Source organism: Halosolutus sp. DAT137 (genome assembly GCF_059736405.1).
The window spans coordinates 1-23,756 of record NZ_JCAQID010000004.1 but is presented as its reverse complement, the minus strand read 5'-3'; the positions used below and the strand labels follow the sequence as shown (position 1 = coordinate 23,756).

Sequence of the window (23,756 nt, the reverse complement as noted above, 5' to 3'; positions counted from 1 at the left end):
CGAACGGGTGAAACCGATGACAACGAGACCAGTGGGTACTCGAAAAACCAGTTCGTCGACGGGGTGAGACACCGCGTTACCCTTCCACGGTGGCCGGCGCCTCGTCGATGTAATCGTATTTGTCTTCGAACTCGTGGATGAGTTGGCCCATCTTCGCGTACCAATCGTTGAGCATCCGTTGCATGTCGGTTGCGATCTGGGACGGATCGGTCGGATAGTAGACGTGGTAGTAGCCGCCCTGGTCGTAGTTGACCTGCTCTTTCTGGATGAATCCGCTCTGGAGCAGTCGCTGGATCGATCGGTACGCCGTCGATCGTTCGCGGTCGACTTGCTCGGCGATTTCGTCGATCGTCAGCGCCTCGTCGCTCTGGACCATCACCCTGAAACACTCCTTATCGAGCTGTTTGAGGCCGTGGATACACTCCAGCAATCCTTCACACTCCATATCCTGCTGGAGTTGTTCTGCCATCGAGTTTGCCATCGTACTGGCCGAGGGTAGGAACCGTACCAATAAAAGGGTTTTGTGAATATTGCGCAAATTCGTTGAACCGGGTTGCAAAGGCCCAGCAGCACCGAATCTCACTTCCGATGTCTCGTTCCCGATCGCGATCGAAAACAGTGACGGCGAATGGTCTTCCCGAAACGATTGCGTTTGGACCACGCGGTCCCCGAACGCGAACGTCAGATATGATACCGCGACTCGAAAAGGGGACTCTCGGGGCGTGTACGGACGCTCGATTATCGGGGACTGGAACGCCGCCGGGACAGAGGACCGGTCTCGGACACGGTATTGTACATCTCCAGAACAACCATTGGAACGATCGAGCACGGACGACTCCCAACGAGTGCCCCCACGGACGACAAACCACAGTGAACCCGCAAGCGCCCCCACGATCGACGAACGATAGTGACCCCGCAAGCGACGCTAGATATAGGCGCAACGAACAGTATTATAATCGATAAACTAAGTTATTATGGTATGAACCGATCGAGTTCACACCAATCCACGGAATCGACCGAAAAAGCAGACGATCAGCGGGCAGTAGTGGATCGTCCGAGTTCGGCAGTTCGTCGACAGCGGGCAGGATCGGACAACACCGGTGCGTTTGGCCAGCGAACCGGCCAGTCCGATCTGCTCTTTTTCGAAGGGGTTTTGCCGACCGACGACGGTGGAATCTGTGGCGACGCGCCGATCGACGCTCAGACGGACTACTGTCTCGATCGCCTCGAAGAACTCCTCGCAAGCCACGGGCTCGGACTCGAGCATCTGATGCGTGTAAGAGTTATTCTGACCGACCTCGAGACGCAAGCTGTCGTCGATCAGCGATACGCGGATCGATTCGAGAACGCGTATCCGCCGGAAACGAATCGCGCCGATCGATTCGACGATCCGTATCCGCCGCGGACGACAACCGGCGTCAACGAACTGCCGGGTGGTGCAGGGATCCAACTCGAAGTCGTCGCGGCTGACGAGTGAGGCCCGCCCCGGCGTCGGGGACGACCGTTTCACTTCGGCCCGGGGGAACGCAACGGGCCGAGAGGAACCCATCAGCGTCGATCCCTCGGCGCAGAAAACACAGCTTTAGGGTCGTGGAGCGGTAGCTTTCGAATAGATGAGTCACGGCGTCGCATTCGCAGGTCGGAACGCATCGGAGTCAGGTGCCCCCGATCGACGCGACAGCGTCGGCCGACCGCCGTCGCTCCGATTCCACGGCGAAACAGCGAGTGGAGTGATCGATCCGTGACCGCGGTAGCGATCGGGGACGCAGTCGACGCGTATCTCCAGCGGAAAGCCGTTGGCGATCCCGACGGACCCGGTGCGGGAACATACGCGACCAACGCGGAGTCGGTGCTGCGCCGCTGGGCGAAGTGGCTCGATACCGAGTACGGCGTCACTGCGCTATTTACGCTCGAATCGGCACACATGCGCGCCTACGCGGCCGAGTTGAGCGATCGAACCCAGCGCGGAGAGTACACGGCGTCGACCGCCGGCACCTACTACGCCGTCGTTCGGGCGTTTCTCTCGTGGTGCGTCCGCGGGGGCATTCTCGAGACGAATCCGGCGGCGACGCCGGCAGCCGAGTCCGCCCTGCCGGTCGACGACGATCGATCGACTGAAGCAGCCTGGACGACGACGCAGCGACGCGAACTGGAACGGTACGTCCGAGAGCGCGCCCTCGATGGGATCGACGAGGAGATCGGTGACAGCGAACGCCGGACGCGCCTGCGGGAGTACGCCATGGTCGCCATGCTCGCCCACTCCGACGTTCGAGGGTCGGAGCTGTTCCGAGTGCCAGAAGACGACCGGCGAACGGGCGCGACCTGGGAGGATGTCGACTTTTATACCGGAACGGTTCGCGTCCTCGGCAAATCTCAGCGGCTCGAGGACGTTCCCCTGTCCGCACCGGCACGCACGCCACTGCGACGGTACCGGGTGGTCCTCGACCCGCCGACGAACGACTGGCCGCTGTTCCCGACCGGTCACGCGCCGTCGGTCGCTCGCCGCGTCAGAGAGACCCTCGCCGAGCGCGGTTACGACGACGCGGAAATCGAAGCGATGCTCGCTGAATCGACGGCCCAGACGCTGTCACGCGAGCGGTCGATCGCCCCCCCAGCGATCACGACCGAAGGGGCCAGATCGGTTCTCAAACGACTCTGCAGGGAAGCCGGTATCGACGTCGACGGGAACTACCTGACGCCCCGCGGCGTCCGTGCCGACCCCGACCGAGATCGGTATCGCCGGGAAGCGACGTCGTCGAAGCCGGCGCTTCGGGCCTCCAAGTTCGAGCGATCGATCGCCGTGCCCGAAGAACGACCGTCGGTGTTCGACCTCGACGCGAACGCGCGAGACGAGTCGACGGAGTGAGCGAGAGCGTCGGTGGACGAATCCGAGAGCGATCGAGCGGCGATGATCGAACGGCGTGGAGTGCGATCAGACCGCGAGCAACCACAGGACGACCGTCAGGACGATCGTCAACAGGAAGACGGTCGTCCCGATGCCGGCTCTGAGGTGAATCGTCGAGGGCCGACCGCCGTCTGCGGGGCGGCGTTCCTCGACGTCGACGATCCAGTTCGGAAGTCGCCGGGCGGCCGCGTCCACTGCCAGAACCGGATTGTTTCCGATCCAGTAACAGGTCGTGACGGCGTTGACGACCGCGCGATCGACCGCCGCGTAGAGATCCGTAACTGCGAGCATCGACCAGCGGCCGAGGACGTACGCGACCGGGTTCACGATCATCGCCGGATCACCGAGGTCGAGTTTCGAAAGGGGCTTGCGGACGACGACGAAGGTGACGGCGGAGATCGCAGTCAAAATGGCTGCCGTTTCGAGGTGGCTCTGGCTGTAGGGGTGCAGTTCGCTCTCGCCGCCGGGATACTGGAACGCGAACGTCGACCCATCGACCAGCGGCAAGAGATCGGCAAAGAGTTGCCACCAGACGCCGAGGACGAGACAGGCTCCGCCGAGTCCCACCATTGCGATCGTCTGTCCGGGCCTGGCGTCCGCGACCTCGATGTCGCTTTCGCCGTGGAAGAACACGTAGTAGCCGAGTTTGATGAACGAGAGGAGCGTCCCGATCGCACCGATAAACAGGAGCCAGTAGAGCGCCTGATATTCGGGAGTGCCGTAGTAGCTGGGATCGGCCGCATCGAAGATCATTCCTTTGCTGATATAGCCGTTGAATCCCGGAATCGCGGTGATCGAGAGCGCCCCGAGTCCGAAGCCGACGGCGGTCAGCGGCATCTCGCGCCAGAGGCCGCCGAGTTCGTAGAGGTCCTCCTCGCCGGTCCGGAAGATGACGACGCCGACGGCCATGAACAGCAGGCTCTTGAACAGGACGTTGTTGAAGAGGTGGCCCATGGCACCGGCGATCGCGATTCCGGAGCCGATCCCGATCCCGGCCAGAATGTACCCTAACTGGGCCTGAATGTGATACGAGAGCAGCGCGCGCATATCGTGTTGGAGCAGCGCGAACGTGGCCCCGTAGACGGCCATGAGTCCGCCCATGTACGCGACGTAAATGTGACCGTCCGGGAACGCACGGTAGAGGATGAACGCGCTCGTCTTGGTCGTGTACGCGGCGAGGAACACCGACGCCGCGAAGTGAGGTCGCGGATACGTGTCCGGAAGCCAGGTGTGGAAGCCGATAAACGCCACGTTGACGCCCATCCCGAGCACCGCGAGCAGCGCCGGAAAGCCGGTCGCGATACCGACGCCGTCGGGGACGCCGACGCCGTAAACGAACTCACCAACCTGAGCGTAGTGTGCGATCACGGCGAACAACACGAGTGTGCCGCCGGTTCCGTGTGCGATCGCATAGCGGAAGCCAGCGCGGACCGCGTCGCCGCCGTAGTGCCAGACGAGCAGGGTGCTCGTCACCGCCATGATCTCCCACATGAACACGAGGACGAGCCAGTCGCCCGCGAAGGCGGCTCCGATCGAGGAGGAGACGTACGCGAGCGCGAAGGCCGTCATCGTCCGACTGGCGTCGCTCGAGTAGGCGTAGATAACGGTACAGACGCCGAGGAACCCGAGCCCGATGCCGATGAACCGGGAGAAGTCGTCGACGTAGAACGGTACGACCTCGAAGTGACCGAGGAACGTGCCGCTCAGGTGTGCGCCGTCGGGAACGAGGATCGCGATCGCCAGCACGGCCCCGAGGCTGAGCGCCCCGACGGCGAAGCCGGCGATCCGGGGGAGAACGAGCAGCAACAGCGCCGCCGCAAAGACCACGAGCGGCGGATAGATCGCGGTCAGGAGGTCGGCTTCGATCATCGACCCACCCCCGCGATCGTCGCAACTGAATACTCACGCAACTCCGCGAAGGGCGTTCCGAAGACGACCTCGACGATTTCCGTCGCCAGTTCGAGGAAGACGGCGTACTCCGGAATCACGCCGAGCACGACGGCCCCCGTCGCGATGACGGTGATCGGCACGAGCATGAGCCAGGTACTCTCCTCAGTCGGTGAGTACCGCTCCCAACCGCCGATCGGCGGGCCGCCGTGATCGCCGTGAGCGTCGTGGTCGGCGTGGTCGTGGCCGGTATCAGCGCGATCGTCGTGGGACCGTCCCGGTACGTCCGCATCGCTCGGGTACTCGTCGACGGCGTATGTCTCCTCGTCCGGGTTCGGATCGCCCCCGTCCGTGACGGCCTCGTCGCCGGCCGATCGCTGAAGACCGCCGGCCGGGAACTCGAGCAACGGTTTGGCGTCGTAGCGGTCCTGGCTCTCGAAGAAGGCCGTGTAGACGACGGGCCAGAAGTACGCGATGTTGAGCACGCCCGAGAGGAGCAGGGCTCCGGCGAAGATCCAGTACTCCCCGCCGACCGAGCCGGCACCGATGAGCATGTAGAACTTGCTGACGAAGCCGGCGATCAGCGGTATTCCGGCCATGCCAGCGGCACCGATCGTGAACGCGGACATCGTCAGCGGCATCCGCTTACCGATGCCCGCCATCTCGCTGACGTAGTCCGTGTGGGTTTCGACGTGAATCGCTCCCGCACAGAAGAACAGGGTGAGCTTTCCGAACGCGTGGGCGGGAATGTGAAAGAGCGCACCCAGGATCGCGTAGGGGTGGAGCATCGAAAGCCCCAGCACGATGTAGGAAAGCTGGGCCGTCGTCGAGAACGCGAGCCGGCGCTTGAGATGATCCTTTCGCATCGCGATGATACTCGCGGCGGTGAGCGTAAACGCCGCGAGAATCGCCACCGGAACGTTCAGACCGACCGCACCGACTGCTGGAACCTGCAACGGGAGGTCCTGGATGAGTTCCGGGCCGAACACCTCCAGAATGACTCGCGCGACGCCGAACGCACCAGATTTGACGACCGCGACCGCGTGAAGCAGGCCGGAGACGGGCGTCGGCGCGACCATCGCATCCGCAAGCCAGGAGTGAAGCGGCATCACGGCGGCTTTCACCCCGAAGCCGGCAATTAGCAGGAAGAAAGCGGCCTGGGCGAACGCGGGGTCCGCCTGTGCGCCTTCGGCCAGCATCTCGATGCCGCCTGATTCGAACGCGAGGTGGGGGTCACCCGCCGGATCGACGGCGCTGGTGAGCCAGTAGACGAGAACGGTCCCGGCGAGCAGGAAGACCCCACCGCCGAAGAACGTGTACGTGAGGTACTTCCGACCCGCAATCCGGGCCTCGTCGTCCTCGTTGTGTGCGACCAGCGGGTAGGTGACCAGGCTCAGCAGTTCGTAGAAGATGAAGATCGTCACCAGATTGCCGGCGAAGGCGATGCCGATCGCCGTCGAGAGGCTGGCCGCGAAGGAGGCGAAAAATCGCGTCTGCGCGTGTTCGTCGAGGCCGCGCATGTAGCCGGCGGCGTAAAACGACGTGAAGATCCACAGGAAACTGGCGAGCATCGCAAAGAGCATTCCGAGGGGGTCAGCCCGAAGCACGAAGTCGATTCCGTGGAGAAACTCGACGCCGAGGGACTCGCTCAGACTCCAGTAGTAGACGGTCCCCTCGAGCACGCCGGGGAGCATGCTGGCGACGATGCCGAACTTCGCGAGCGCGGCCAGCACGGACCAGCCCTCGCGGACGTTCGGGTAGCGATACGAAGCGATAATCAAGACCACAGCAACCGCCGAGACGAGGACGGCAGCCAGCGGCAGGATGGATGGTTCAATCATTCAGTGAACACCTCCGAGACGAAGGGATCGAGCCACTCGAAGAACGCACCACCGGCGAAGCCGAGGCTCACGGCGACGACTGCGGCGGCGACGAGCAGTCCGATCATACCGATCGAAACTGCGTCTGGCGCGCCGCGAACGGGCTCGGGATCGATCGGTGTGCCGTCTTCGCGGCCGGATTCGCCGCTCGCGTCGCCGCCGTCGGTCGCGATCGCATCCGACTGGTGTGACGACTCGAGGACGTTCGCGGGTGTGAAGTACATTTTTTCGAGCAAACGCGCGGCGTAGGCCAGGGTGAGCATGGTCGAGAGGAAGATGACCGCCGCGACGGGCCACACCTCGGCCTCGACCGCGCCGACCGCGATGTACCACTTGCCGATGAACCCTGCGGATGGCGGAATTCCAATCAGGGCGATCAGCAGGATGACCATCGAACCAGCCGTAAACGGTCTGTTCGTGGCGAGACCGGCGTACTCGTCGACGGTTCGGGCACCGTAGCCGAGCGCGACGACGGCGGCGGCGACGAACAGCCCCGCTTTCATGACGCCGTGACCGATCAGGTGGATAACCGCGCCGACGAACGCCGTCTGGGTGACGAGACCGTAGGCGGCGACGATGAGTCCGAACTGCGCGACCGAGGAGTAGGCGAACATCCGCTTGATATCGCGCTGGATGACGGCCAGCGTGCTCCCCGCGAGGACGCTGACGGAACCGACGGTCACGACGATCTCAGTGAGATACGGCGTGGCGGTGAGGAACTCGGGACCGAAGACGGTGTACATCACGCGCCCGAGGGCGTAGGCGTACGTCGTCGAGACGAGCGCCGCGATCAACGGCGTGATGCCGTCGGGCGCTCGCTGATAGGCGTCGGGCTGCCAGGTGTGCAGCGGCCACTGGGCGACTTTCAACGCGAAGCCGACGAAAATGAAGGCAAACGCCGCATGCAGGAGGGTCAGATCGCTCCCACCCTCGGCCAGTACCAGCGGCACCGCTTCCGAGAGGACCTCCATGTTCAACACGCCGGTCGCCATGAACAGGAACCCGACGCCGATGAGGTACAGCGACGCACCGACGGTCCCCAGGATGAGGTACTTCAGGGCGGCAACGGCGGATTCGGGACCGTCTCCGCTGGCCACCATCGCGTACGTCGCTAATCCGACGATTTCGAGGAAGACGAACATGTTGAAGACGTCCCCTGTCAGGGAGAGACCGAGCATCCCGCTGACGAGCAGCAGATAGCCGGCGTAGAACGTGTTCCCACGCGGGCCGCCAACGCGGGTGTACGCGAGGACACCGGCGGCGGTGATCGTGACGAGCAGGGCGATCAGCACGGAGAACTCGTCGGCCACGAGTTCGATCCCGATCCCCTGTGGCTCGCCCCAGCCGCCGAGTACGTGAACGATCTGTCCCTGTTGTGCGACTGCGCTGGCGAGATACGCCGTCGCGACGACCAGTCCGACAGTCGTCACCGCGGCCACCGACCAGCCGGTTCGATCGAACCTGAGACCGAGCGCGATCGGCACGGTCGCGAGGAGTATCGGGGCGGCGATCAGCAGGGCGGGAAGCAACTCCGCGAGACTACTCATCGGCTCGCACCTCCCTGAGGGTATCCTCGCGGAGGGTCCCGTACTCCGCGTAGATGCGGACGATGAGCGCGAGACCGACCGCCGTCAACGCGATCCCGACGACGATCGCCGTCAGCACGATCACGTGGGGGAGCGGGCTCGCGATCGGTCCCGGATCGGCTCCCCCGGACGGAACGATCGGTGCCGCGCCGCCGTCGACGAACGCGACCGAGATGAAAAACAGGAAGATCGCGGTCTGGAAGAGGTTGACGCCGATCAGCTTCTTGACGAGGTTCTCGCTGGCGATCATCATGTAGATCCCGATTCCCAGCAAGACGAACAACAGGGCGTAGGCATAGCGCGTCGCCAGCACGTCGAGTGCGCCCTCAATCATCGTTTCTTACCCCCGAGTCGGGCCGCTCGTCGTTGTGGCGCGCGGGCGTATAGCCCGCCGCCGTCGCAAAGAACAGCGTGATGACGACGCCGGCGACGATCAGCGCGACGCCGCCGACTTCGATCGCCTCCATCCCCCAGTAGTGGGCGATGCCGAACGCTTCGGTGAACTGGTCGTACTCGAGGAAATTTCCTCCGAGAGCGATCGTCGCGAGACCGGTCGCGACGAAGATCGTCACGCCGCCGGTGACGAGTCCGACGACAGCAGCGTTTTTGAGCCACTGTCGCGTCGGTTCGATACCGAACGCGAACGCGAGCATGAGGACGGTCACGCCGATGATCGCGCCGCCCTGGAAACTGCCGCCGGGCGTGTCCGTTCCGTGGAGGGCCATGAACAGCCCGTAGGTCAGCGTAAACGGTGCGATGATCTTTACCGAGGTCAAAATCACTTGACTCTCGGTGTAGGTATCGTCGTACGTATCGGATCGAGACATTACGTGAACACCTCCCGTTTCAGTACGAGTAAAACGGCGATCGCGGCCGCGAAGACGACGACTGCCTCCCCGAACGTGTCGAATCCCCGATAAGAGGCGAGAACCGCGCTCACCGCGTTCTGGGCGCCGGTATCCGCGTACGTTTCCTGAACGTAGTAGACCGTCGGCGTTTCAGCGATTACGCCCGTCCCCCAGATCGGGGCGTTCTCAGTGCCGACGGCGTACATACTCGAGAGCAACGAGCCGAGTACGAGCACGAACGCACCGACCGCAATCACCGCGGGAACGTGGATGCGCTCGAACACGTCGTCGGTCGACGGACGAGCCGTTCGCGCGATCGTCAACAACAGGAGGATCGTCGTGACGCCGGCCCCGATCGCTGCCTCGGTCATCGCCACGTCGGGTGCGCGCAGATACGTATAGAGGATCGCCATTCCCAGGCTGTAGGCACCAAAGATGACGATCGACGAGAGCACGTCCCGGAACAGCGCCGTCGCGATAGCGGTCGCGAGGATGAACACGGCCAGCGTGTAGGCGATCGCGCTCATTCGGAGTTTACCTCCGAGTCACGGTCCTGGTCGGCATCGTCACTGGTCCACGGTGCGATGCCGGTTTCAGCGGCCGAGCGCGCGATCGCGTGTGCTGCCGTCGGGTTCGTGATGTACACGAAAAACAGCAACAACACGGTATAGACGGTGGCGTTTTGCCAGCCGAGTGCGATCGCGACCGCGGCGAGTGCGAGTCCCGCACCGAGGGTGTCCGTCTGAGAGGCCGTGTGCGCCCGGGAGTAGATATCCGGCAGGCGGATGACGCCGACGGCCGAGACGAAGGTGAAAAACAGGCCGAACACGACCAGGATCACGATCGTCCAGAAGCGAATCGTCTCGATCATAGTACGCCACCTCGTTCGACGGAGAACTTGGAGATGGCGATAGCCATCAGGAAATTCAACAGCGCATAGATCAGCGCGATATCGAGGAACCACGGCTCGTCGAGGCCCGCCGCGAGTAAGGCGAGAATCACGACCGTGTTCGTCCCGAGGACGTTGACAGCCAGCAGTCGGTCCTGTGTCGTCGGGCCGGCGACCGCCCGGTACAGCATCAAGATTGCGAGCAGAATAAACCCGACGGCTGCGAGGAGGAAAATTTCCTCGATCGTTGCGAACTCTGGAATCACAGGTCATCACCGTCGATAATTTCGGTGTCTCCGCGTTCTCGCGGTGTCGGAATTCGCGCTGACTCGCGGCCGTAAAAGACGAACCGTACGGCTCGTTCGAGCGCACCGTCGAAGAGCCCCTCGCGGGCGGCCGGGATGAGCGCGTGGACGATCAGTCGCTGGTCGTTTGCTCGAACCGTCAGCGTTCCCGGCGTGAGCGTGATGCTGTTTGCGAGTGCGAGCAGCGGCAGGCCGCTCCTGACGCGGGCGTTGACCCGAGTTAGCGTCGGCTCGATCGGCATCGATGGCCGCAAGATGACCAGCGAGATCTGGAGGTTCGCCTTGACGATCTCGAACAGCAGATACGGGATATAAAAGGCAAACCGCACCGTCCGAATAGGCGACTTGACTCGATCGAGCGGGAAGCTAAACGTAATCTGGGCGAGTGACAGCGAGACGATACCGGCGACCGCCACGCCGGTAATCAGGTCGAACCAGTACGTCGGATCACCGAGGACGAGATAGAACCCGTAGGAGATCCAAAACAGCGCAAAGTACCTGTCGAACGTCTCCGTTCCCTCACCGATCAGTCGCTCGTGGCGGGCGGGCCGCTCGACCGGCGCTTCGTCGTAGTCGAGTCCGAAGCGATCGAGTTCGCGCTCGAGTGGCTGGATAATCGATCCGGTGACGCCGGGGCGGTACTCCGGATCGAGCACGACGCGATCGATCCCGTGTTCGTCCGCGTACGCCGAGAGCGTCGCCGCGTAGTCGTCGGGACCGAAGAGGTACTCCTCCGTCCCGAGAACCGCCGTTTCGACCGTCACGCCGGACGTTCCGACATCCTCTTCGACCCAGCGTGTCGCTCGCGAGAGCAGTTCCTCCGCCTCGTCGATCCGTCGCTGGCCCTCCGGGGCGTCGTCGTCGTACGGAAGCACGACGACGAGATGGCATTCGCTCGAGTCGGCCGACTCGAGTGCCGACCGCGCGGCGTAGCCCACCGTCTGTCGGACCGTAACCGTATCCGAGAGCGGGACGAGCACGCGATCAGCCGCCATTGTGGATCACTTCCGGTGACCGTCGTTGGCTACTCATAGCTCTGGTTGTTAGTCAGACCAAGCGGTAGCCGTAGGAAAACGATTTCGTTATCTGCCGGCAATCTCCGGATTCCAGTGGGGTTTTTCGGGTGGTAAGTGTCGATTCGTCTCGTTTCGGTACAGAACGTTGAGAACGTTTGGTTTCTCTCGAGCGGCGAATCTGGAACGCCCGGACGCGTTACGCTCGAATTGGGCTAGCTCCCAAAATGGGCGGACGGGCCGGCAACGTGGCCCGAGAGGAGACGACACTGGTTGTACTCGAAGGGGTACTTTCAGAGTGAGAAAAATATCTATCGGAGTTATCTATCGAGGAGCCAAATCGAGGGCAGATACGATGGGTGGGACACAACCCGCGATCGAGGCAGAGGGACTGACGAAACGCTTCGGTTCCACGACGGCCGTCGACGGCCTCGATCTCGTCGTCGAGCGCGGAACAGTGTACGGATTCCTCGGTCCGAACGGCGCGGGAAAGACGACGACGATGCGAATGCTGACGACGCTCACGCGACCAACGTCTGGCACTGCACGGATCACGGGGGCACCGGTAACCGATCGAGATGCCGTCCGTTCCGCGATCGGATACCTTCCCGAAGAGCCACCGCTGTTCGACGAACTCACTGGGCGCGAACAGCTGGAGTACTTCGCGCGGTTGCGCGATATTCCTCCCGAAGAGGCAGAGCAACGAATCGATGCGTGGCTCGATCGATTCGATCTGTTCGAAGATCGCGGCAAGCGAATCGAAGACTACTCGAAGGGGATGCGCCAGAAGATCGGGCTTATTCAGGCGCTGGTACACGAGCCGGACGTCGTCTTCCTCGACGAGCCCACGAGCGGACTCGACCCGCGGGCCGCACGAACCGTGATGGACGCGATCGGGGAGCTCGCCGCCGACGGCCACACGGTCTTTCTCTCGACGCACATTCTTCCGGTCGTCGAAGAACTCGCTGATGTAGTCGGTGTGCTGTACGACGGCCACATCGTCACCGAAGGCGCGCCCGAGGAACTGACCAGACAGGTCGAACGCGGAACCGAGACCGGTTCGACCCTTGAGGACGTGTTCCTCACGGTGACGACCGACCACGGAACGTCGGCAAGGTGACATCGATGCACTGGAATCACATCGAAGCGATCGGCCGGACCGAACTTCGTCGACGCTGGCGGGTTCTACAGACGAACACGGTGCAGGTGATCGCACTCGCAGTCGCCGGGCTGTTTCTCGTTCCGTTCTCGCTGGCGATGCTGGCCGGTCTCTACGTTTTCGGGAGCGCGATCGCGGCCGGAGATATCGAGACCCCACTCGAGTGGGTTCGGATGGGTGTTGTCTACCTGTGGGTCGGCGTCGCAGTATTCGGCGGCTATCGCGCGTACACGACCGTGCTTCGGCCGGACCGACTCGACGGGCACCTGACGACCGTCTCCCATCGCGAGTTTCTCGGCGGACTCCTCTTTGCCGAGGGTACACTCTGGGGTACGCTCGCAGGACTGGCAGGCGGTGCCGGAGCAATCGCGTTCGCTGCGGGCGCACGATCGATACCCCTCGCGCCACTCGCGTTCGTCGCTCTCTGCGTGACGATGACGACGGCGCTGGCGATCGGCGTTCTGGGCGCGCTGCTCGTCCGAAACACCGGCGTCCGATCCAAACTGCTGACGCGACTTCGGACCGTCACGTTCGTCGTTCTCGGCGCGGCCTACTTCTGGCTGATCGTCACGCAAAACTTTGCCAGCGTGCTCGAACCGGTGTTCTGGACCCTCGAACCGACACCGATCGGCTGGTACGCCGATCTCGTGCTCCTGGGAACCGTTTCCGAGGCATCGATCGCTCGAAGTATCGGCGCGCTGGTCTCGAGTGGTGTCGTTATCCTCGTATGCGCAAGACTCCTCCCACGGCTGGCCGAGTGGCTCTGGTACGCCGACGGCGTCCACGTCGAACAGGAGACGACACCAGCACAGTCGACGGGTGTAAGCGAGACCCGCCTCTCGACAATCTTCCCACAGCCAGTCGTCGGTGTCGTCCTGACGGACTGGAAACGGGCCCGCAGAGCACCGATCGCCCTCTCGTTCGTCCTCTATCCGCTCATCGTGCTGGTGAATCCGATCGCGACGGTCGTCCAGACCGGGACCGTCGGCAGTTCCTTCCCGCTGTGGATCGTCCTCTGTAGCGCGTGGATCGCCGGTTCGCTGTTTACGCTCAACGTCGTCGGGAACGAGGGTGCCGTCCTCCCTGCGACGCTCTTGAGTACAGCGCCGGGTCGAACGCTCGTCATCGGCCACGTCGTCGCTGCGTCCCTCCTCGCCGGGCCGGTGGCTGTCGTGACAACCGTCGTCGTCGGACTGGCAAGCCCACTGGGCGGTGGGTCGGTCGCGTCGCTTACACTGGGCGGACTGCTGTTGGTCCTCAGCGCCGGACCGATCGCGACCGGGATCGGTGCTGCCTTTCCCCGGTTCGAGGCGGTCAGCGTCTCCCGGAGCCGAAAGGCGATCGTCCCGAGTTTACTCGCGTTCACCGTCTACTCCGTCGTGATCTGTGTCGTCGCCCTGCCGGTACTGCTCGGACACAGTTCGATCGGCGGAGATGCGTTGTCGTCACTGCTTGGAACGTCGAACGAGACCGTCGGATTCGCCGGAACGGCGCTAACGGCACTCCTTGCGGTCCCTCTCGGGATACTGTCGGCGGGATACGCCGTTCGATCCGTCGAAACGTTTCACTTCGATTGAACGGTTAAATCGCCGGTGTCGGACCGCAAACTGCCCCCACGATCGGTTTCGGGTCGCAAACTGGCCCCGCAGTCGGCGTCAACGTTCATACGGCTCCGCGTGGACCGGTTGCCCATGCCCAGGTCCGATGATCCCTCAGTGTCCGACGCTGAAATCGTGCTGATCGACGGCGCACGAACGCCACACGGAACCCTACTCGGATCGCTCGCAGACGTACGGGCGGTCGAACTGGGGCGGGTCGCCGTCGACGGCCTGCTCGATCGCGTCTCGGTCGCCGGCGAAGCCATCGACTGGGTCTGTCTCGGCAACGCGATTCAGGCCGGCATCGGACAGGTTCCGGGTCGGCAGGTCGTCGTCGAGTCCTCCCTACCGAATGCGACCCAGGCAACCACGGTCAACGAGGCGTCCGGCTCGGGGATGCGCGCGATCGCACTCGCGGTCGATCGGATCGCGGCCGGCCGCGCCGATTTCGCGATCGCGGGTGGGTTCGAATCGATGACGAACGCCCCGTGGATTCTGCCGGACTACCGCAAAGGCCGTCGGTACGGCGATATCGAGATTAAAGACTCGATGCTCCTCGACTCGCTGTGGGACCGAAATCTCGACGTGCACATGGGCGAGATCACCGAACGGCTCGTCGATCGCGAAGACATCTCCCGGGAGGCTCAGGACGAGTACGCCCTCGAGAGTCACCAGCGCGCCGCGAACGCGATCGAGTCCGGCGAGTTCGATGAAGAAATCGTCCCCGTCGAAACGGGAGGCAAGACCATTGCGGAAGACGAGGGGGCGCGCCCGGACTCGTCGCTGTCGGCTCTGGCCGACCTGCCGGCCTCCTTTCGCGACGACGGCACGATCACGCCAGCCAATGCCTCGAAGCTCAGCGACGGCGCGGGGGCAGTGTTGCTGGCAGACGCCGATACGGCGGCCGATCGCGACCTCGAACCGATGGCCAGGGTCGTCGACTACAACGTCGTCTACCGGGACCCGGACGAGTTCAACGAGGCCGTCAGCGACGTGGTGTCGGGACTGCTCGATCGGAACGGTCTCGACGTGGCGGACGTCGACGCCTACTGGATCAACGAGGCCTTCGCCGCCCAGTCGGTATCCGTCATGGAACGCGTCGGTATTCCCCGTGAAAAAATGAACCCCTGTGGCGGGGCGATCGCCTTCGGCCATCCGATCGGTGCCTCGGGTGGGATGCTCGCGGCCAGTCTCGCCTCTCAGCTTCGGGACGATCCGGACATCCAGCGTGGAATGGTCGGCATGAGCATTGGCGGAGGTGGAGCGATCGTAGCGGTGTTCGAGGAAGTCTGAGGAGAACGGTCGGTCAGTACTCTGGCGGTGCGCTCCAAAACGCTAGCAAACGCGCCAGCGTAATACTAATAGGTATTACCCGCTCTGTACTGCTATGCCGCGTGTTACCACCAAGGGGCAGGTCATTATCCCGAAACACATCCGGGACGAACTCGGTATCGAACCCGGTGATGAGATCGCTTTCGAACCGATCGAGTCCGGCTACGAGCTTCGGAAAAAAGCGCCCACCACGGCTGGCGGAGAAGACCCCTTCGAGAAATATCGCGGCAGCGCCGAGAGCGACGAGGGGATGCCAGATCGTATGCGTCGGCTCCGCGGCGAGTTCCCTCGTGTCGTCGACGATAAAAAAACTCGACGAGTCTGGGACAGAGGCGTGATCACGGCGATCGATACGAACGCGCTTCTCGCGCTGTTGTACGACGACGAACACACGGACACGAGCGAAACTGAACTTCGGCGGGTCTACCGAGAGGGGCGCGTCGTCACTACGCCGATCGTGTACGGCGAACTCGCGGCGGACGGTCACTTCGAGACCGCAGCGGAACTCGATCGTTTCCTCCAGGACCTCAGTATCCAACTTGTCGAACCCTCGCAGGAGGCACTGTTTCTGGCAGGCGAGCAGTTCCAACAGTATACCGCCCGGCGACCGAACGGGCTTCAGTGCCCGTCGTGTGGGACGAAACGAACCGTCAGTTGTGACGCGTGCAGTGAGGATCTCACACCCCATCAACACATCGCTGCGGACTTTATAATCGGCGGGCACGCGGCCGTAGACGGGGATGCGCTGGTCAGCTTCGACGACGCGTTCTACGAGACGTACGTTCCGTCGGTAACTGTCAATCCGTCGTAAATATTTCGTCGGAGCCAACCAGTACACTCACCAGTCGTTCGAGGTCGCCCTGTCCGACACCGTGTTTCCGAACCCCAACAGCGGCGACTCGCCGGTGAGCGCCGACCGGAAAATCCGCGTTGACGCGTCGCTCGTCCAATTGCACACTCCGTAGACGAATCCCGTCGTCTACGGAGGACCCTCGAGCGCGAGGCGAATCAATCGCGGGCTGGTCGACCTGCTCGAACAGGACGGAGGCGCCTCAAACGAGGAGGCGGTCGGCGCGGACATCTCGGACTAAATCGCTGGGCAGCCCGGTGTTCGGTCCTCGAAGCGAAAAGGAGCCAGTTCGGCGTCAGTTCTGTCCGGATCTGAGCGAAACTGAAACTCAATCAGCCCGGACCCGGATCGTCGATCGCATCGTCGAGACCGTGATGTTCGGCCGGACCGACGGCGTTGCTCGCCGGTTGGTCGCGAATTTCTCGCGTGTTCGAGTCTTCGATCTGTGACTCGACCACTGGATCCGTATCGCCGGTAACAGAGAGATATACAGCTTTGAGTCGTTCCGTCTCGTCCGACGAAATATCGTTGGTTGTCATCGGTGGCCGTGATGCTGGCTCACGAGCACCACTGAGATATAACTGGCAGACGAATTTCACGCGCTGGAAACGCGGCGGGTGCCTGGTGGTACCTCGCTCAGTCGACGTCGACGCGCGTGCCGTAGCCCGACTCACCGACGACCGCGCCGTCCTCGAAAACGACCTCGCCGCGGACCACGGTCGCGATCGGTTTCCCGACGAACGACTCGCCCTCGAACGGCGTCACGCAGTTCTTCGAATGGAGTGTCGTTGCATCCTCGAGCGTCCACTCCAGATCGGGGTCGACGATCGTGAAGTCGGCGTCAGTCCCGACCAGTAGCGAGCCTTTCTGTGGATACATCCCCCAGACCTGGGCGGGCCGCATCGAGTGGCGTCTGACCCACTCCTCGAGTGTGAACCGGCCCTGATCGACGAAGGTGAGCATCGCCGGCACCTCCGTTTCGAGGCCGACGAAACCCGAAACCGCATCCCAGGTGTTGCCGAACGGGTCGTCGACGTTCTTTTCCGCCGGCGTGTGGGGTGCGTGGTCGGTCGCAAAACAGTCGATCGCACCGCCGTCGATGCCGACTTCCCACAGCGTCTCGCGTTCGGCGGCGTTGCGAATCGGCGGCTGAATCCGGGCCGGATTGCCTTTCTCGCGCATAACCTCCTCGGTAAACCAGAGGTAGTGAGGGGTCGTCTCGGCGGTCACATCGACGCCACGGGCTTTGCCATCCGCGACGGCCTCGGCCGCCGATCCAGACGAGACGTGGAACATGTGGATCGACGCGTCGGTTTTCGCGGCGAAGGTGATCATCCGCTCGACGGCTTCCCGTTCCGCGATGACTGGTCGGGAGTGAGAGTGATCGATCGGATCGTTCTTTCCCGCGGCTGTGAACTGTTCCGTGTAGTGGTCGATGATCTCGCCGTTTTCTTCGTGGAAGCCGAGTCGTTTGCCCGTTTCACGGATTTGCTCCATCGCCTCGAGAATTTCACCGTCGTTCGGTGCCGGCACGTCCCCCACTGTCGACCCGAGAAAAATCTTGTAGCCGAGGACGCCGGCCTCGTCGAGAGCGGGGATCTGATCGAGGTTCTCGCTCGTGATGACGGCGTAGCTCTGGAAATCGACGTGTGCGGATTCCTCCCCGCGCTCGTATTTCAATTCGAGGTGATCCGGTCGATCGATCACGGGGTCAGTGTTGGGCATGCCGACGACGGTCGTCACGCCGCCCGCTGTGGCTGCCCGGGTCGCAGACTTCCAGTCTTCTTTGTACTCGAGACCGGGTTCGCGATTGTGGATGTGACAGTCGACGATCCCCGGAACCAGGACCGCTCCGTCGCCGTCGATGACCCGATCGGCCTCGGGGAGTCGATTGCTCCGGCCGACGCCGACGATCGAGCCGTCTGCAACAGCGACACCCGTGTCCGGACTCCGTCCGGTGGGGGTGACGACGGTACAGTTTCGCACGACGAGGTCGACGCTCATTGGCGGGGGGTTTCGGAGGGGGCCGCAAATAGCTTCTGTTGGCCGACAGGGCGATGACAGCGACTCCGGGGTGACAGTGACCGAGAACCGATCGCGACGGAGGCGACGGCTGGCCGGCAATCTGCGATGGGAATGCGAGAGCGACGGCTGGCCAGTAGCTGGAAGGATCGGGGTGATTCCCACGTCTTCAGGCGCGTGAGGAGGTCGATAGATTAGTTCCGAGTACGTTACCCTGAAAATCGACCGTAATCACCTGCTACCCGGACGGTAGGAGATACCTATTCCTCAGTAGCGATGAGATACTAAACAGTGTGAATCTACTCTGCCGACCTAATGGAACGGGAGCCTGAGACGGCGCGATTGCTTCGTGACAGCACGGTACTGGTCACCGGTGGGGCGGGCTTTATTGGGAGCCACCTCGTCGAGGCACTCGACCCCGCCGATGAGGTCCGCGTGCTCGACGATTTTTCGACGGGACGCCGGGAGTATCTCCCTGATGACGTGGACGTCATCGAAGGCGACGTGTCCGATCCGATCGCGCTCCAGCGGGCCGCACGCGACGTCGACGTGATCTTTCACCAGGCCGCAGTCGTCAGCGTCTCACGAACCGTCGACGACCCGCGGCAGACGAACGAAACCAACCTCGACGGGACCGTCCTCGTGTTAGAACAAGCACGGCAAGAAGACGCACGGGTGGTCCTGGCTTCGAGTGCGGCCGTCTACGGCCACCCTTCTGAACTGCCGATTCCGGAAACCGCACCGAAAGAACCGACCTCCCCCTACGGCGTCCAGAAACTGGCGATCGACCAGTACGCACGCCTCTACCAAGAGCTGTACGATCTCCCGACCGTCGCCTTGCGGTATTTCAACGTCTACGGGCAGCGCCAGCAAGGCCCGTACAGCGGCGTTATCTCGACGTTCTTCGAGCAGGCGCGAGCGGACGAGCCGATAACGATCGCGGGCGACGGCAAACAGACGCGGGATTTCGTCCACGTCAGTGATGTCGTCCGCGCGAACCTTCGGGCGGCAACGACGGACGACGTCGGGACCGCATACAACGTCGGCACCGGGACCAGAACGTCAATTCTGGACCTGGCAGAGACGATTCGAGCGGTAACGGGGTCCTCGTCACCGATCGTTCACCGCGAACAGCGAGCCGGCGATATCAGACACAGCGGTGCGGATATTACCAGTGCATCTCGCCAGCTCGGCTTCGAGCCCCGCGTAAGTCTCGAGACCGGTCTCGCGTCGCTTGCGTCCGAAACGACGATCGATCCAGTCGTCGATCAGAATACACCGAAGGAGTCCGAAGCGGACCACGAAACGTACAGTTGAGCGGTGATCAATCGGGATGGCCAACCACCGACCACGGTCGAGTGTGAGCGATCCATCCGGATCGCCGTGACGTTTTACCGGTGATTGCCCGACCGGTGTGTCGATCACCGGTAAAGAATCACAACAAACCGTATCGGTCGAAGACGGCCCGAAAAAAACGGCGCTCGGATTGAGACAGATTCGACACGGACGACGATCCGTCGGAGGATCGGTGGATCATAAATATCAACAGCAGTTGATTTCGGTCCCGTTATCGGTGCTTGAAGCGACGGTCGATCCGCTCATAGAGCATTACGAGCGGACGTGTTCGTGTAGGAGAGCGATAACTAACGGTATCGCAAGCGACCATCCCCGATATGATTGGTCAAGCGATCGTCCCCGAGATGGCGGGAAGCATCATCGTCTTCGTCGTCAGCCTGCTAATCGGCGCGCTGGGCATCTATTTCGGGGCGAAGGTGATCGTCGATTCGGAAGACTACACGTACGCAGTGGTTACCGCCCTCATCGGCGCCATCGTGTGGGCAGTCGTCGGATTTTTTTTCGGATGGATACCGCTGCTCGGACCGTTGCTGGTCTTCATCGCGTATCTCACAGTAATTAACGCCCGGTATCCCGGCGGCTGGGTCGACGCTGCCGCAATTACGATCGTCGCCTGGCTTTCCGTGTTGATCGTGCTGTACGTACTCGCGATCATCGGCGTCACTGGATTCGACGCGATCGGCGTTCCGGGCGTCTGAGCGGCGTCAGTTGGTCGCTGATTCCGGAAGTGGATCGATGAGAACGACCGCCTCGCCAGTGACGACGGGTCCGTCACTCGCATTCACGATCGTTTCGAGGCGATACCGATCGCCGCCGAGGTCCTCGAGCACTTCGACGGTAGCCGTCAACTCGTCACCGATCGAAACCGGGGCGACGAATTCGAGATCCTGAGAGAGGTAGACGGTAAGACCAGGGATCCGAGCTAGCGCCGCGCTGATCAGCCCCGAAACGAGCGTCCCGTGAGCGATCCGACCGCCAAACCGCGTGTTGTCAGCGAACGAATCGTCGAGATGGAGTCGGTTCGTGTCACCGGTCGCCTGGGCGAAGGCGACGACGTCTGCTTCGTGAATTGATTTCGCGAACGTGACCGTATCACCGACGGTGATCGCGGACGGTTCGTCGACGGTTCGATTCATCTCCCACTGTTCGTGGACGATCGACGGGATCGCCGACTCCGCCGACGGCGCATCCTCGGCGACGGACAGCGTCGCAGCCGCCGAAGTCGTCCCGGTTTTCCGCCCGGTTCGGACCGTTCCCGGTGCTCCAAACGCGGCCATCGTCGCACGGGTTGCCTCGCGAAGACTCGCAGCGACGTGATCCGAGGCGCGGGACCAGGCCCGGAGTGTGTCTGTAAACGGCGTCATCTGTATTGTTCGTACCCGTTGTCGGCTATCGGGTACCGATCGATCGGGACCGTTCTGTACGGTTCGATCGAGGTACGTTAGTGTACTCTCGGCTCTTTTCGATAATAAGAATGCTGGGAGGAGATGGCAACCGGTCGTTCAGAGACTACGAACAATAACTGAAACCATAACTTACGCCCTGAATCCAGCAATAACTGACGCGAAGGCGTGCAAACGTCCGAGCGAGTTTATTCGGACGCTTGGACAACTGCGTTTCAGCACCCATGAGACGAGTGTGGTTCCCTGACACGAACGAGGCGTCGGCGACATCAGTAGCGTGTCGCTAATCTCTGAACGGAGTGAGAATCGACTTGATCGACGTATCAGTGGTTCCACTCGATGTGAGATACAGATAACCCAGTAAGAAAACATGTCTTATAAGAAATATTTTGTAGACCGGTCACGACGGTACAGGACAAGAAAGCCGTGAGCCAGAACACATCCCACCAGTTGCCCCTATGACAATCCACGACAGAACACCGACGGCCGCCGTCACGGTTGTACTATGGTTCGTCACCGACAGCAGCGGGAACGGACTATCGCTCGTTCCTTCCCAGATTCAGTGGGGACCACACCTCGCAGCGCTCGCAGGGATCGTTGCACTCGCGGTTCTCGGCGGTGCATTGGCCATCCGAAATCGACTCGAAGAGTCGAATTCGCTGAGCGCGGTCGACGACGGAGCAAGCGGCGACGAGTTTCTGACCGATCAGGAACGCGTCCAACGGATTATCAGGGAAAACGGCGGTCGAATGAAACAGTCGGAGATCGTCGACGCCGTCGACTGGTCGAAGGCAAAAGTCAGTCGTCTCCTTGCGGATCTCGAGGATGACGGGCAGGTGACGAAACTCCGTCTCGGGCGCGAGAATCTGGTCTGCCTGTCGGGACACGAACCGACGGCGTCGAAATCGCCGGAACGAGCGCAGTACGAAAAGCGGTAGGCAACTGGCAAGCGACGATCGGCAATCGGTGAGTGAGGGGGCGCAAATTTGTCTGCAATCGTGTGTTTCCAGTGATCCCAGAGAGCCAGTAAACGACCTTTCTAGGCCGTATTATCCAGTTTCTCCGCGAAATGGTAGTGCCGGTTTATACGTCGCACTCCCCGATTCGTGGATGCCTTCAGGGCACAACATGAACGCACGCAACCAGCTACTTGTACTGCTCACCGCACTGATGATGTTGTCCTCGAGCGGGGCAATGGTTGCAGGAGCGGCCCCTGCAGCAACCATTCAGGAGGACGACGGTGTTGGTGAGGACGAACTAGAGACAGACGACGAAGGAGGTGAGACAAACGAGACAGCGTCGGACGAAACGGACTCCGACGTTCCAGAAGCCGACGTAACCTTCGAAGATCAGGCGACCGACGGAGAATCCGTCGTAGTCGAATCGGTCACGATGGAAGAGGGCGGCTTCGTAACGATTCACGACAGCAGCCTGCTCGTCGGCAACGTGATCGGAAGCGTCATCGGCGTCTCCGAGTATCTCGAAGCGGGAACACACGAGAACGTCGAGGTGACCTTCGATGAGACACTCGAAGAAGACGAGACGCTCATCGCGATGCCACATCTCGATACGAACGATAACCAGGAGTACGACTTCGTCGAAACCGAAGGCGAAGAAGACACCCCATACCTCACGCCCGACAACGAACCGGTGACCGGTGATGCCGTCGTCACCGTCGACGGAGCGGTCGAAGAAGAACCCGTTGAGGAAGAGCCGATCGAAGAAGAACCCGTTGAGGAAGAGCCGATCGATGAGGAACCCGAAGCGGCAGCCTTCAACGTGAGTGACCTCGAGCCGACGGACGTGAGCGTCCCGCAGGGCGAGATTATCGACGTCTCCGCGACGGTCACGAACACCGGCGAGGAGGAAGCGAACCAGACCGTCGAGTTCCGCGTCGACGGTGAGGCGCTGGCGAGCGAAGAGGTTACTCTCGGCGCAAACGAGAGCGAGACCGTCACCTTCGAGGACATCGACACGTCACCCCTCGAACCCGGTGACTACACCCACGGCGTGTTCACCGAAGACGCAGAACAGACTGCAACGCTGACGATCGAGGAAGAGGCCGTCGACGAAGAACCCGTTGAAGAAGAACCCGTTGAAGAAGAACCAGTCGATGAAGAACCCGTCGACGAAGAGCAAGCACTAGACATCACCATCGAGGAGGCAACGGTCATTGTCCTCGTGATCGGTGACGAAATCGAGGACGAACCCGTCGATGAGGAACCAGTCGAAGAGGAACCCATTGACGAAGAGCCGATCGATGAGGAACCCGTCGAAGAGGAACCCGAAGCGGCAGCCTTCAACGTAAGCGACCTCGAGCCGATGGACGTGAGCGTCCCGCAGGGCGAGATTATCGACGTCTCCGCGACGGTCACGAACACCGGCGAGGAGGAAGCGAACCAGACCGTCGAGTTCCGCGTCGACGGTGAGGCGCTGGCGAGCGAAGAGGTTACTCTCGGCGCAAACGAGAGCGAAACCGTCACTTTCGAGGACATCGACACGACCCCCCTCGAACCCGGCGACTACACGCACGGCGTCTTCACCGAGGACGCAGAACAGACCGCAACGCTAACGATCGAGGAAGAGGCCGTTGACGAGGAACCCGTTGACGAGGAACCCGTTGACGAGGAACCCGTTGACGAGGAACCCGTTGACGAGGAACCCGTTGACGAGGAACCCGTTGACGAGGAACCCGTTGACGAGGAACCCGTTGACGAGGAACC

23 protein-coding genes and 2 pseudogenes are annotated in these 23,756 nt (G+C 62.1%); 12 read left to right on the top strand and 13 right to left on the bottom strand.

Translation table 11 applies throughout. The annotated features are described in order from the left end of the window. Nucleotides 1-76 precede the first annotated feature (76 nt). Entirely contained in the window at nt 77-481 is a 405-nt protein-coding gene (locus AC6I6L_RS08675; protein WP_497917351.1) for a helix-turn-helix domain-containing protein, read from the bottom strand. A 498-nt stretch (nt 482-979) separates the two neighbouring features. On the opposite strand from AC6I6L_RS08675, the gene AC6I6L_RS08670 reads away from it, so the two are divergent. After that, entirely contained in the window at nt 980-1,477 is a 498-nt protein-coding gene (locus AC6I6L_RS08670) for a RidA family protein (RefSeq protein ID WP_497917350.1), read from the top strand. 264 nt (nt 1,478-1,741) lie between these two features. Next, on the top strand, nt 1,742-2,866 hold the full coding sequence (locus AC6I6L_RS08665; RefSeq protein WP_497917349.1) for a tyrosine-type recombinase/integrase: 1,125 nt from the start codon (nt 1,742-1,744) through the stop codon (nt 2,864-2,866). Between the two features lie 66 nt (nt 2,867-2,932). On the opposite strand, the gene AC6I6L_RS08660 is transcribed toward AC6I6L_RS08665, so the two are convergent. The 9 genes from AC6I6L_RS08660 to AC6I6L_RS08620 are packed head-to-tail and all read right to left on the bottom strand — an operon-like array spanning nt 2,933 to nt 11,295. Continuing rightward, entirely contained in the window at nt 2,933-4,774 is a 1,842-nt protein-coding gene (locus tag AC6I6L_RS08660) for a Na(+)/H(+) antiporter subunit D (protein WP_497917348.1), read from the bottom strand. Then, nucleotides 4,771-6,633 (bottom strand): proton-conducting transporter transmembrane domain-containing protein, encoded by a 1,863-nt coding sequence (locus tag AC6I6L_RS08655; protein WP_497917347.1) that lies wholly within the window; start codon nt 6,631-6,633, stop codon nt 4,771-4,773. The genes AC6I6L_RS08660 and AC6I6L_RS08655 overlap by 4 nt, the downstream gene beginning before the upstream one ends. Further along, complete coding sequence (locus AC6I6L_RS08650) at nt 6,630-8,219, bottom strand: monovalent cation/H+ antiporter subunit D family protein (protein WP_497917346.1); 1,590 nt, start codon at nt 8,217-8,219, stop codon at nt 6,630-6,632. Before AC6I6L_RS08650 ends, AC6I6L_RS08655 begins: the two co-directional genes overlap by 4 nt. Continuing rightward, the gene (locus AC6I6L_RS08645) at nt 8,212-8,592 is read right to left on the bottom strand and encodes a cation:proton antiporter subunit C (RefSeq protein ID WP_497917345.1); all 381 of its coding nucleotides are present in this window, start codon (nt 8,590-8,592) and stop codon (nt 8,212-8,214) included. The genes AC6I6L_RS08650 and AC6I6L_RS08645 overlap by 8 nt, the downstream gene beginning before the upstream one ends. Beyond that, the gene (locus AC6I6L_RS08640) at nt 8,585-9,085 is read right to left on the bottom strand and encodes an MnhB domain-containing protein (RefSeq protein WP_497917344.1); all 501 of its coding nucleotides are present in this window, start codon (nt 9,083-9,085) and stop codon (nt 8,585-8,587) included. Before AC6I6L_RS08640 ends, AC6I6L_RS08645 begins: the two co-directional genes overlap by 8 nt. Then, complete coding sequence (locus tag AC6I6L_RS08635; protein ID WP_497917343.1) at nt 9,085-9,633, bottom strand: DUF4040 domain-containing protein; 549 nt, start codon at nt 9,631-9,633, stop codon at nt 9,085-9,087. The genes AC6I6L_RS08640 and AC6I6L_RS08635 overlap by 1 nt, the downstream gene beginning before the upstream one ends. Then, a complete protein-coding gene (gene mnhG / locus AC6I6L_RS08630) occupies nt 9,630-9,977 on the bottom strand; it encodes a monovalent cation/H(+) antiporter subunit G (protein ID WP_497917342.1) in 348 nt (115 codons plus the stop codon). Before mnhG ends, AC6I6L_RS08635 begins: the two co-directional genes overlap by 4 nt. Continuing rightward, entirely contained in the window at nt 9,974-10,261 is a 288-nt protein-coding gene (locus tag AC6I6L_RS08625; RefSeq protein ID WP_497917341.1) for a cation:proton antiporter, read from the bottom strand. Before AC6I6L_RS08625 ends, mnhG begins: the two co-directional genes overlap by 4 nt. Beyond that, complete coding sequence (locus AC6I6L_RS08620) at nt 10,258-11,295, bottom strand: monovalent cation/H+ antiporter subunit E (protein ID WP_497917340.1); 1,038 nt, start codon at nt 11,293-11,295, stop codon at nt 10,258-10,260. The genes AC6I6L_RS08625 and AC6I6L_RS08620 overlap by 4 nt, the downstream gene beginning before the upstream one ends. A gap of 373 nt (nt 11,296-11,668) precedes the next feature. Here AC6I6L_RS08620 and AC6I6L_RS08615 point away from each other — a divergent pair, with 373 nt between their 5' ends. From AC6I6L_RS08615 to AC6I6L_RS08590, 6 genes and pseudogenes are all read left to right on the top strand, one after another. Continuing rightward, nucleotides 11,669-12,433 carry an ABC transporter ATP-binding protein gene (locus AC6I6L_RS08615; RefSeq protein ID WP_497917339.1) on the top strand — a complete coding sequence of 255 codons (765 nt, stop codon included), beginning with the start codon at nt 11,669-11,671 and terminating at the stop codon, nt 12,431-12,433. A gap of 5 nt (nt 12,434-12,438) precedes the next feature. Beyond that, complete coding sequence (locus AC6I6L_RS08610; protein ID WP_497917338.1) at nt 12,439-14,049, top strand: hypothetical protein; 1,611 nt, start codon at nt 12,439-12,441, stop codon at nt 14,047-14,049. A gap of 114 nt (nt 14,050-14,163) precedes the next feature. Then, nucleotides 14,164-15,363 (top strand): thiolase family protein, encoded by a 1,200-nt coding sequence (locus AC6I6L_RS08605; RefSeq protein ID WP_497917337.1) that lies wholly within the window; start codon nt 14,164-14,166, stop codon nt 15,361-15,363. Between the two features lie 94 nt (nt 15,364-15,457). Next, nucleotides 15,458-15,709, top strand: a pseudogene (locus AC6I6L_RS08600) (AbrB/MazE/SpoVT family DNA-binding domain-containing protein); the annotation flags it as partial. A gap of 27 nt (nt 15,710-15,736) precedes the next feature. Further along, nucleotides 15,737-16,213 (top strand): PIN domain-containing protein, encoded by a 477-nt coding sequence (locus tag AC6I6L_RS08595; RefSeq protein WP_497917410.1) that lies wholly within the window; start codon nt 15,737-15,739, stop codon nt 16,211-16,213. 85 nt (nt 16,214-16,298) lie between these two features. After that, nucleotides 16,299-16,493 (top strand): annotated as a pseudogene (locus tag AC6I6L_RS08590) (quinone-dependent dihydroorotate dehydrogenase); the annotation flags it as partial. Nucleotides 16,494-16,584: 91 nt separating this feature from the next. Here the strand turns inward: AC6I6L_RS08590 and AC6I6L_RS08585 are convergent. Together AC6I6L_RS08585 and AC6I6L_RS08580 are read right to left on the bottom strand one after the other, a co-directional pair. Continuing rightward, complete coding sequence (locus tag AC6I6L_RS08585) at nt 16,585-16,791, bottom strand: hypothetical protein (RefSeq protein WP_497917336.1); 207 nt, start codon at nt 16,789-16,791, stop codon at nt 16,585-16,587. A gap of 97 nt (nt 16,792-16,888) precedes the next feature. Further along, nucleotides 16,889-18,256 (bottom strand): dihydroorotase, encoded by a 1,368-nt coding sequence (locus AC6I6L_RS08580; RefSeq protein WP_497917335.1) that lies wholly within the window; start codon nt 18,254-18,256, stop codon nt 16,889-16,891. 333 nt (nt 18,257-18,589) lie between these two features. Here AC6I6L_RS08580 and AC6I6L_RS08575 point away from each other — a divergent pair, with 333 nt between their 5' ends. Then, nucleotides 18,590-19,591: an NAD-dependent epimerase/dehydratase family protein gene (locus AC6I6L_RS08575; protein WP_497917334.1), complete on the top strand. Its 1,002-nt coding sequence runs from the start codon at nt 18,590-18,592 to the stop codon at nt 19,589-19,591. Between the two features lie 383 nt (nt 19,592-19,974). Continuing rightward, nucleotides 19,975-20,328, top strand: a complete 354-nt coding sequence (locus AC6I6L_RS08570) for a hypothetical protein (protein WP_497917409.1) — start codon at nt 19,975-19,977, stop codon at nt 20,326-20,328. Between the two features lie 6 nt (nt 20,329-20,334). On the opposite strand, the gene AC6I6L_RS08565 is transcribed toward AC6I6L_RS08570, so the two are convergent. After that, nucleotides 20,335-20,994, bottom strand: coding sequence for a MaoC family dehydratase (locus tag AC6I6L_RS08565; protein WP_497917333.1), 660 nt, complete (start codon nt 20,992-20,994; stop codon nt 20,335-20,337). Between the two features lie 497 nt (nt 20,995-21,491). On the opposite strand from AC6I6L_RS08565, the gene AC6I6L_RS08560 reads away from it, so the two are divergent. Beyond that, nucleotides 21,492-21,971 (top strand): helix-turn-helix transcriptional regulator, encoded by a 480-nt coding sequence (locus AC6I6L_RS08560; protein ID WP_497917332.1) that lies wholly within the window; start codon nt 21,492-21,494, stop codon nt 21,969-21,971. 190 nt (nt 21,972-22,161) lie between these two features. Then, the coding region (locus tag AC6I6L_RS08555) for a DUF7282 domain-containing protein (protein ID WP_497917408.1) at nt 22,162-23,756 on the top strand (1,595 nt) is incomplete at its 3' end.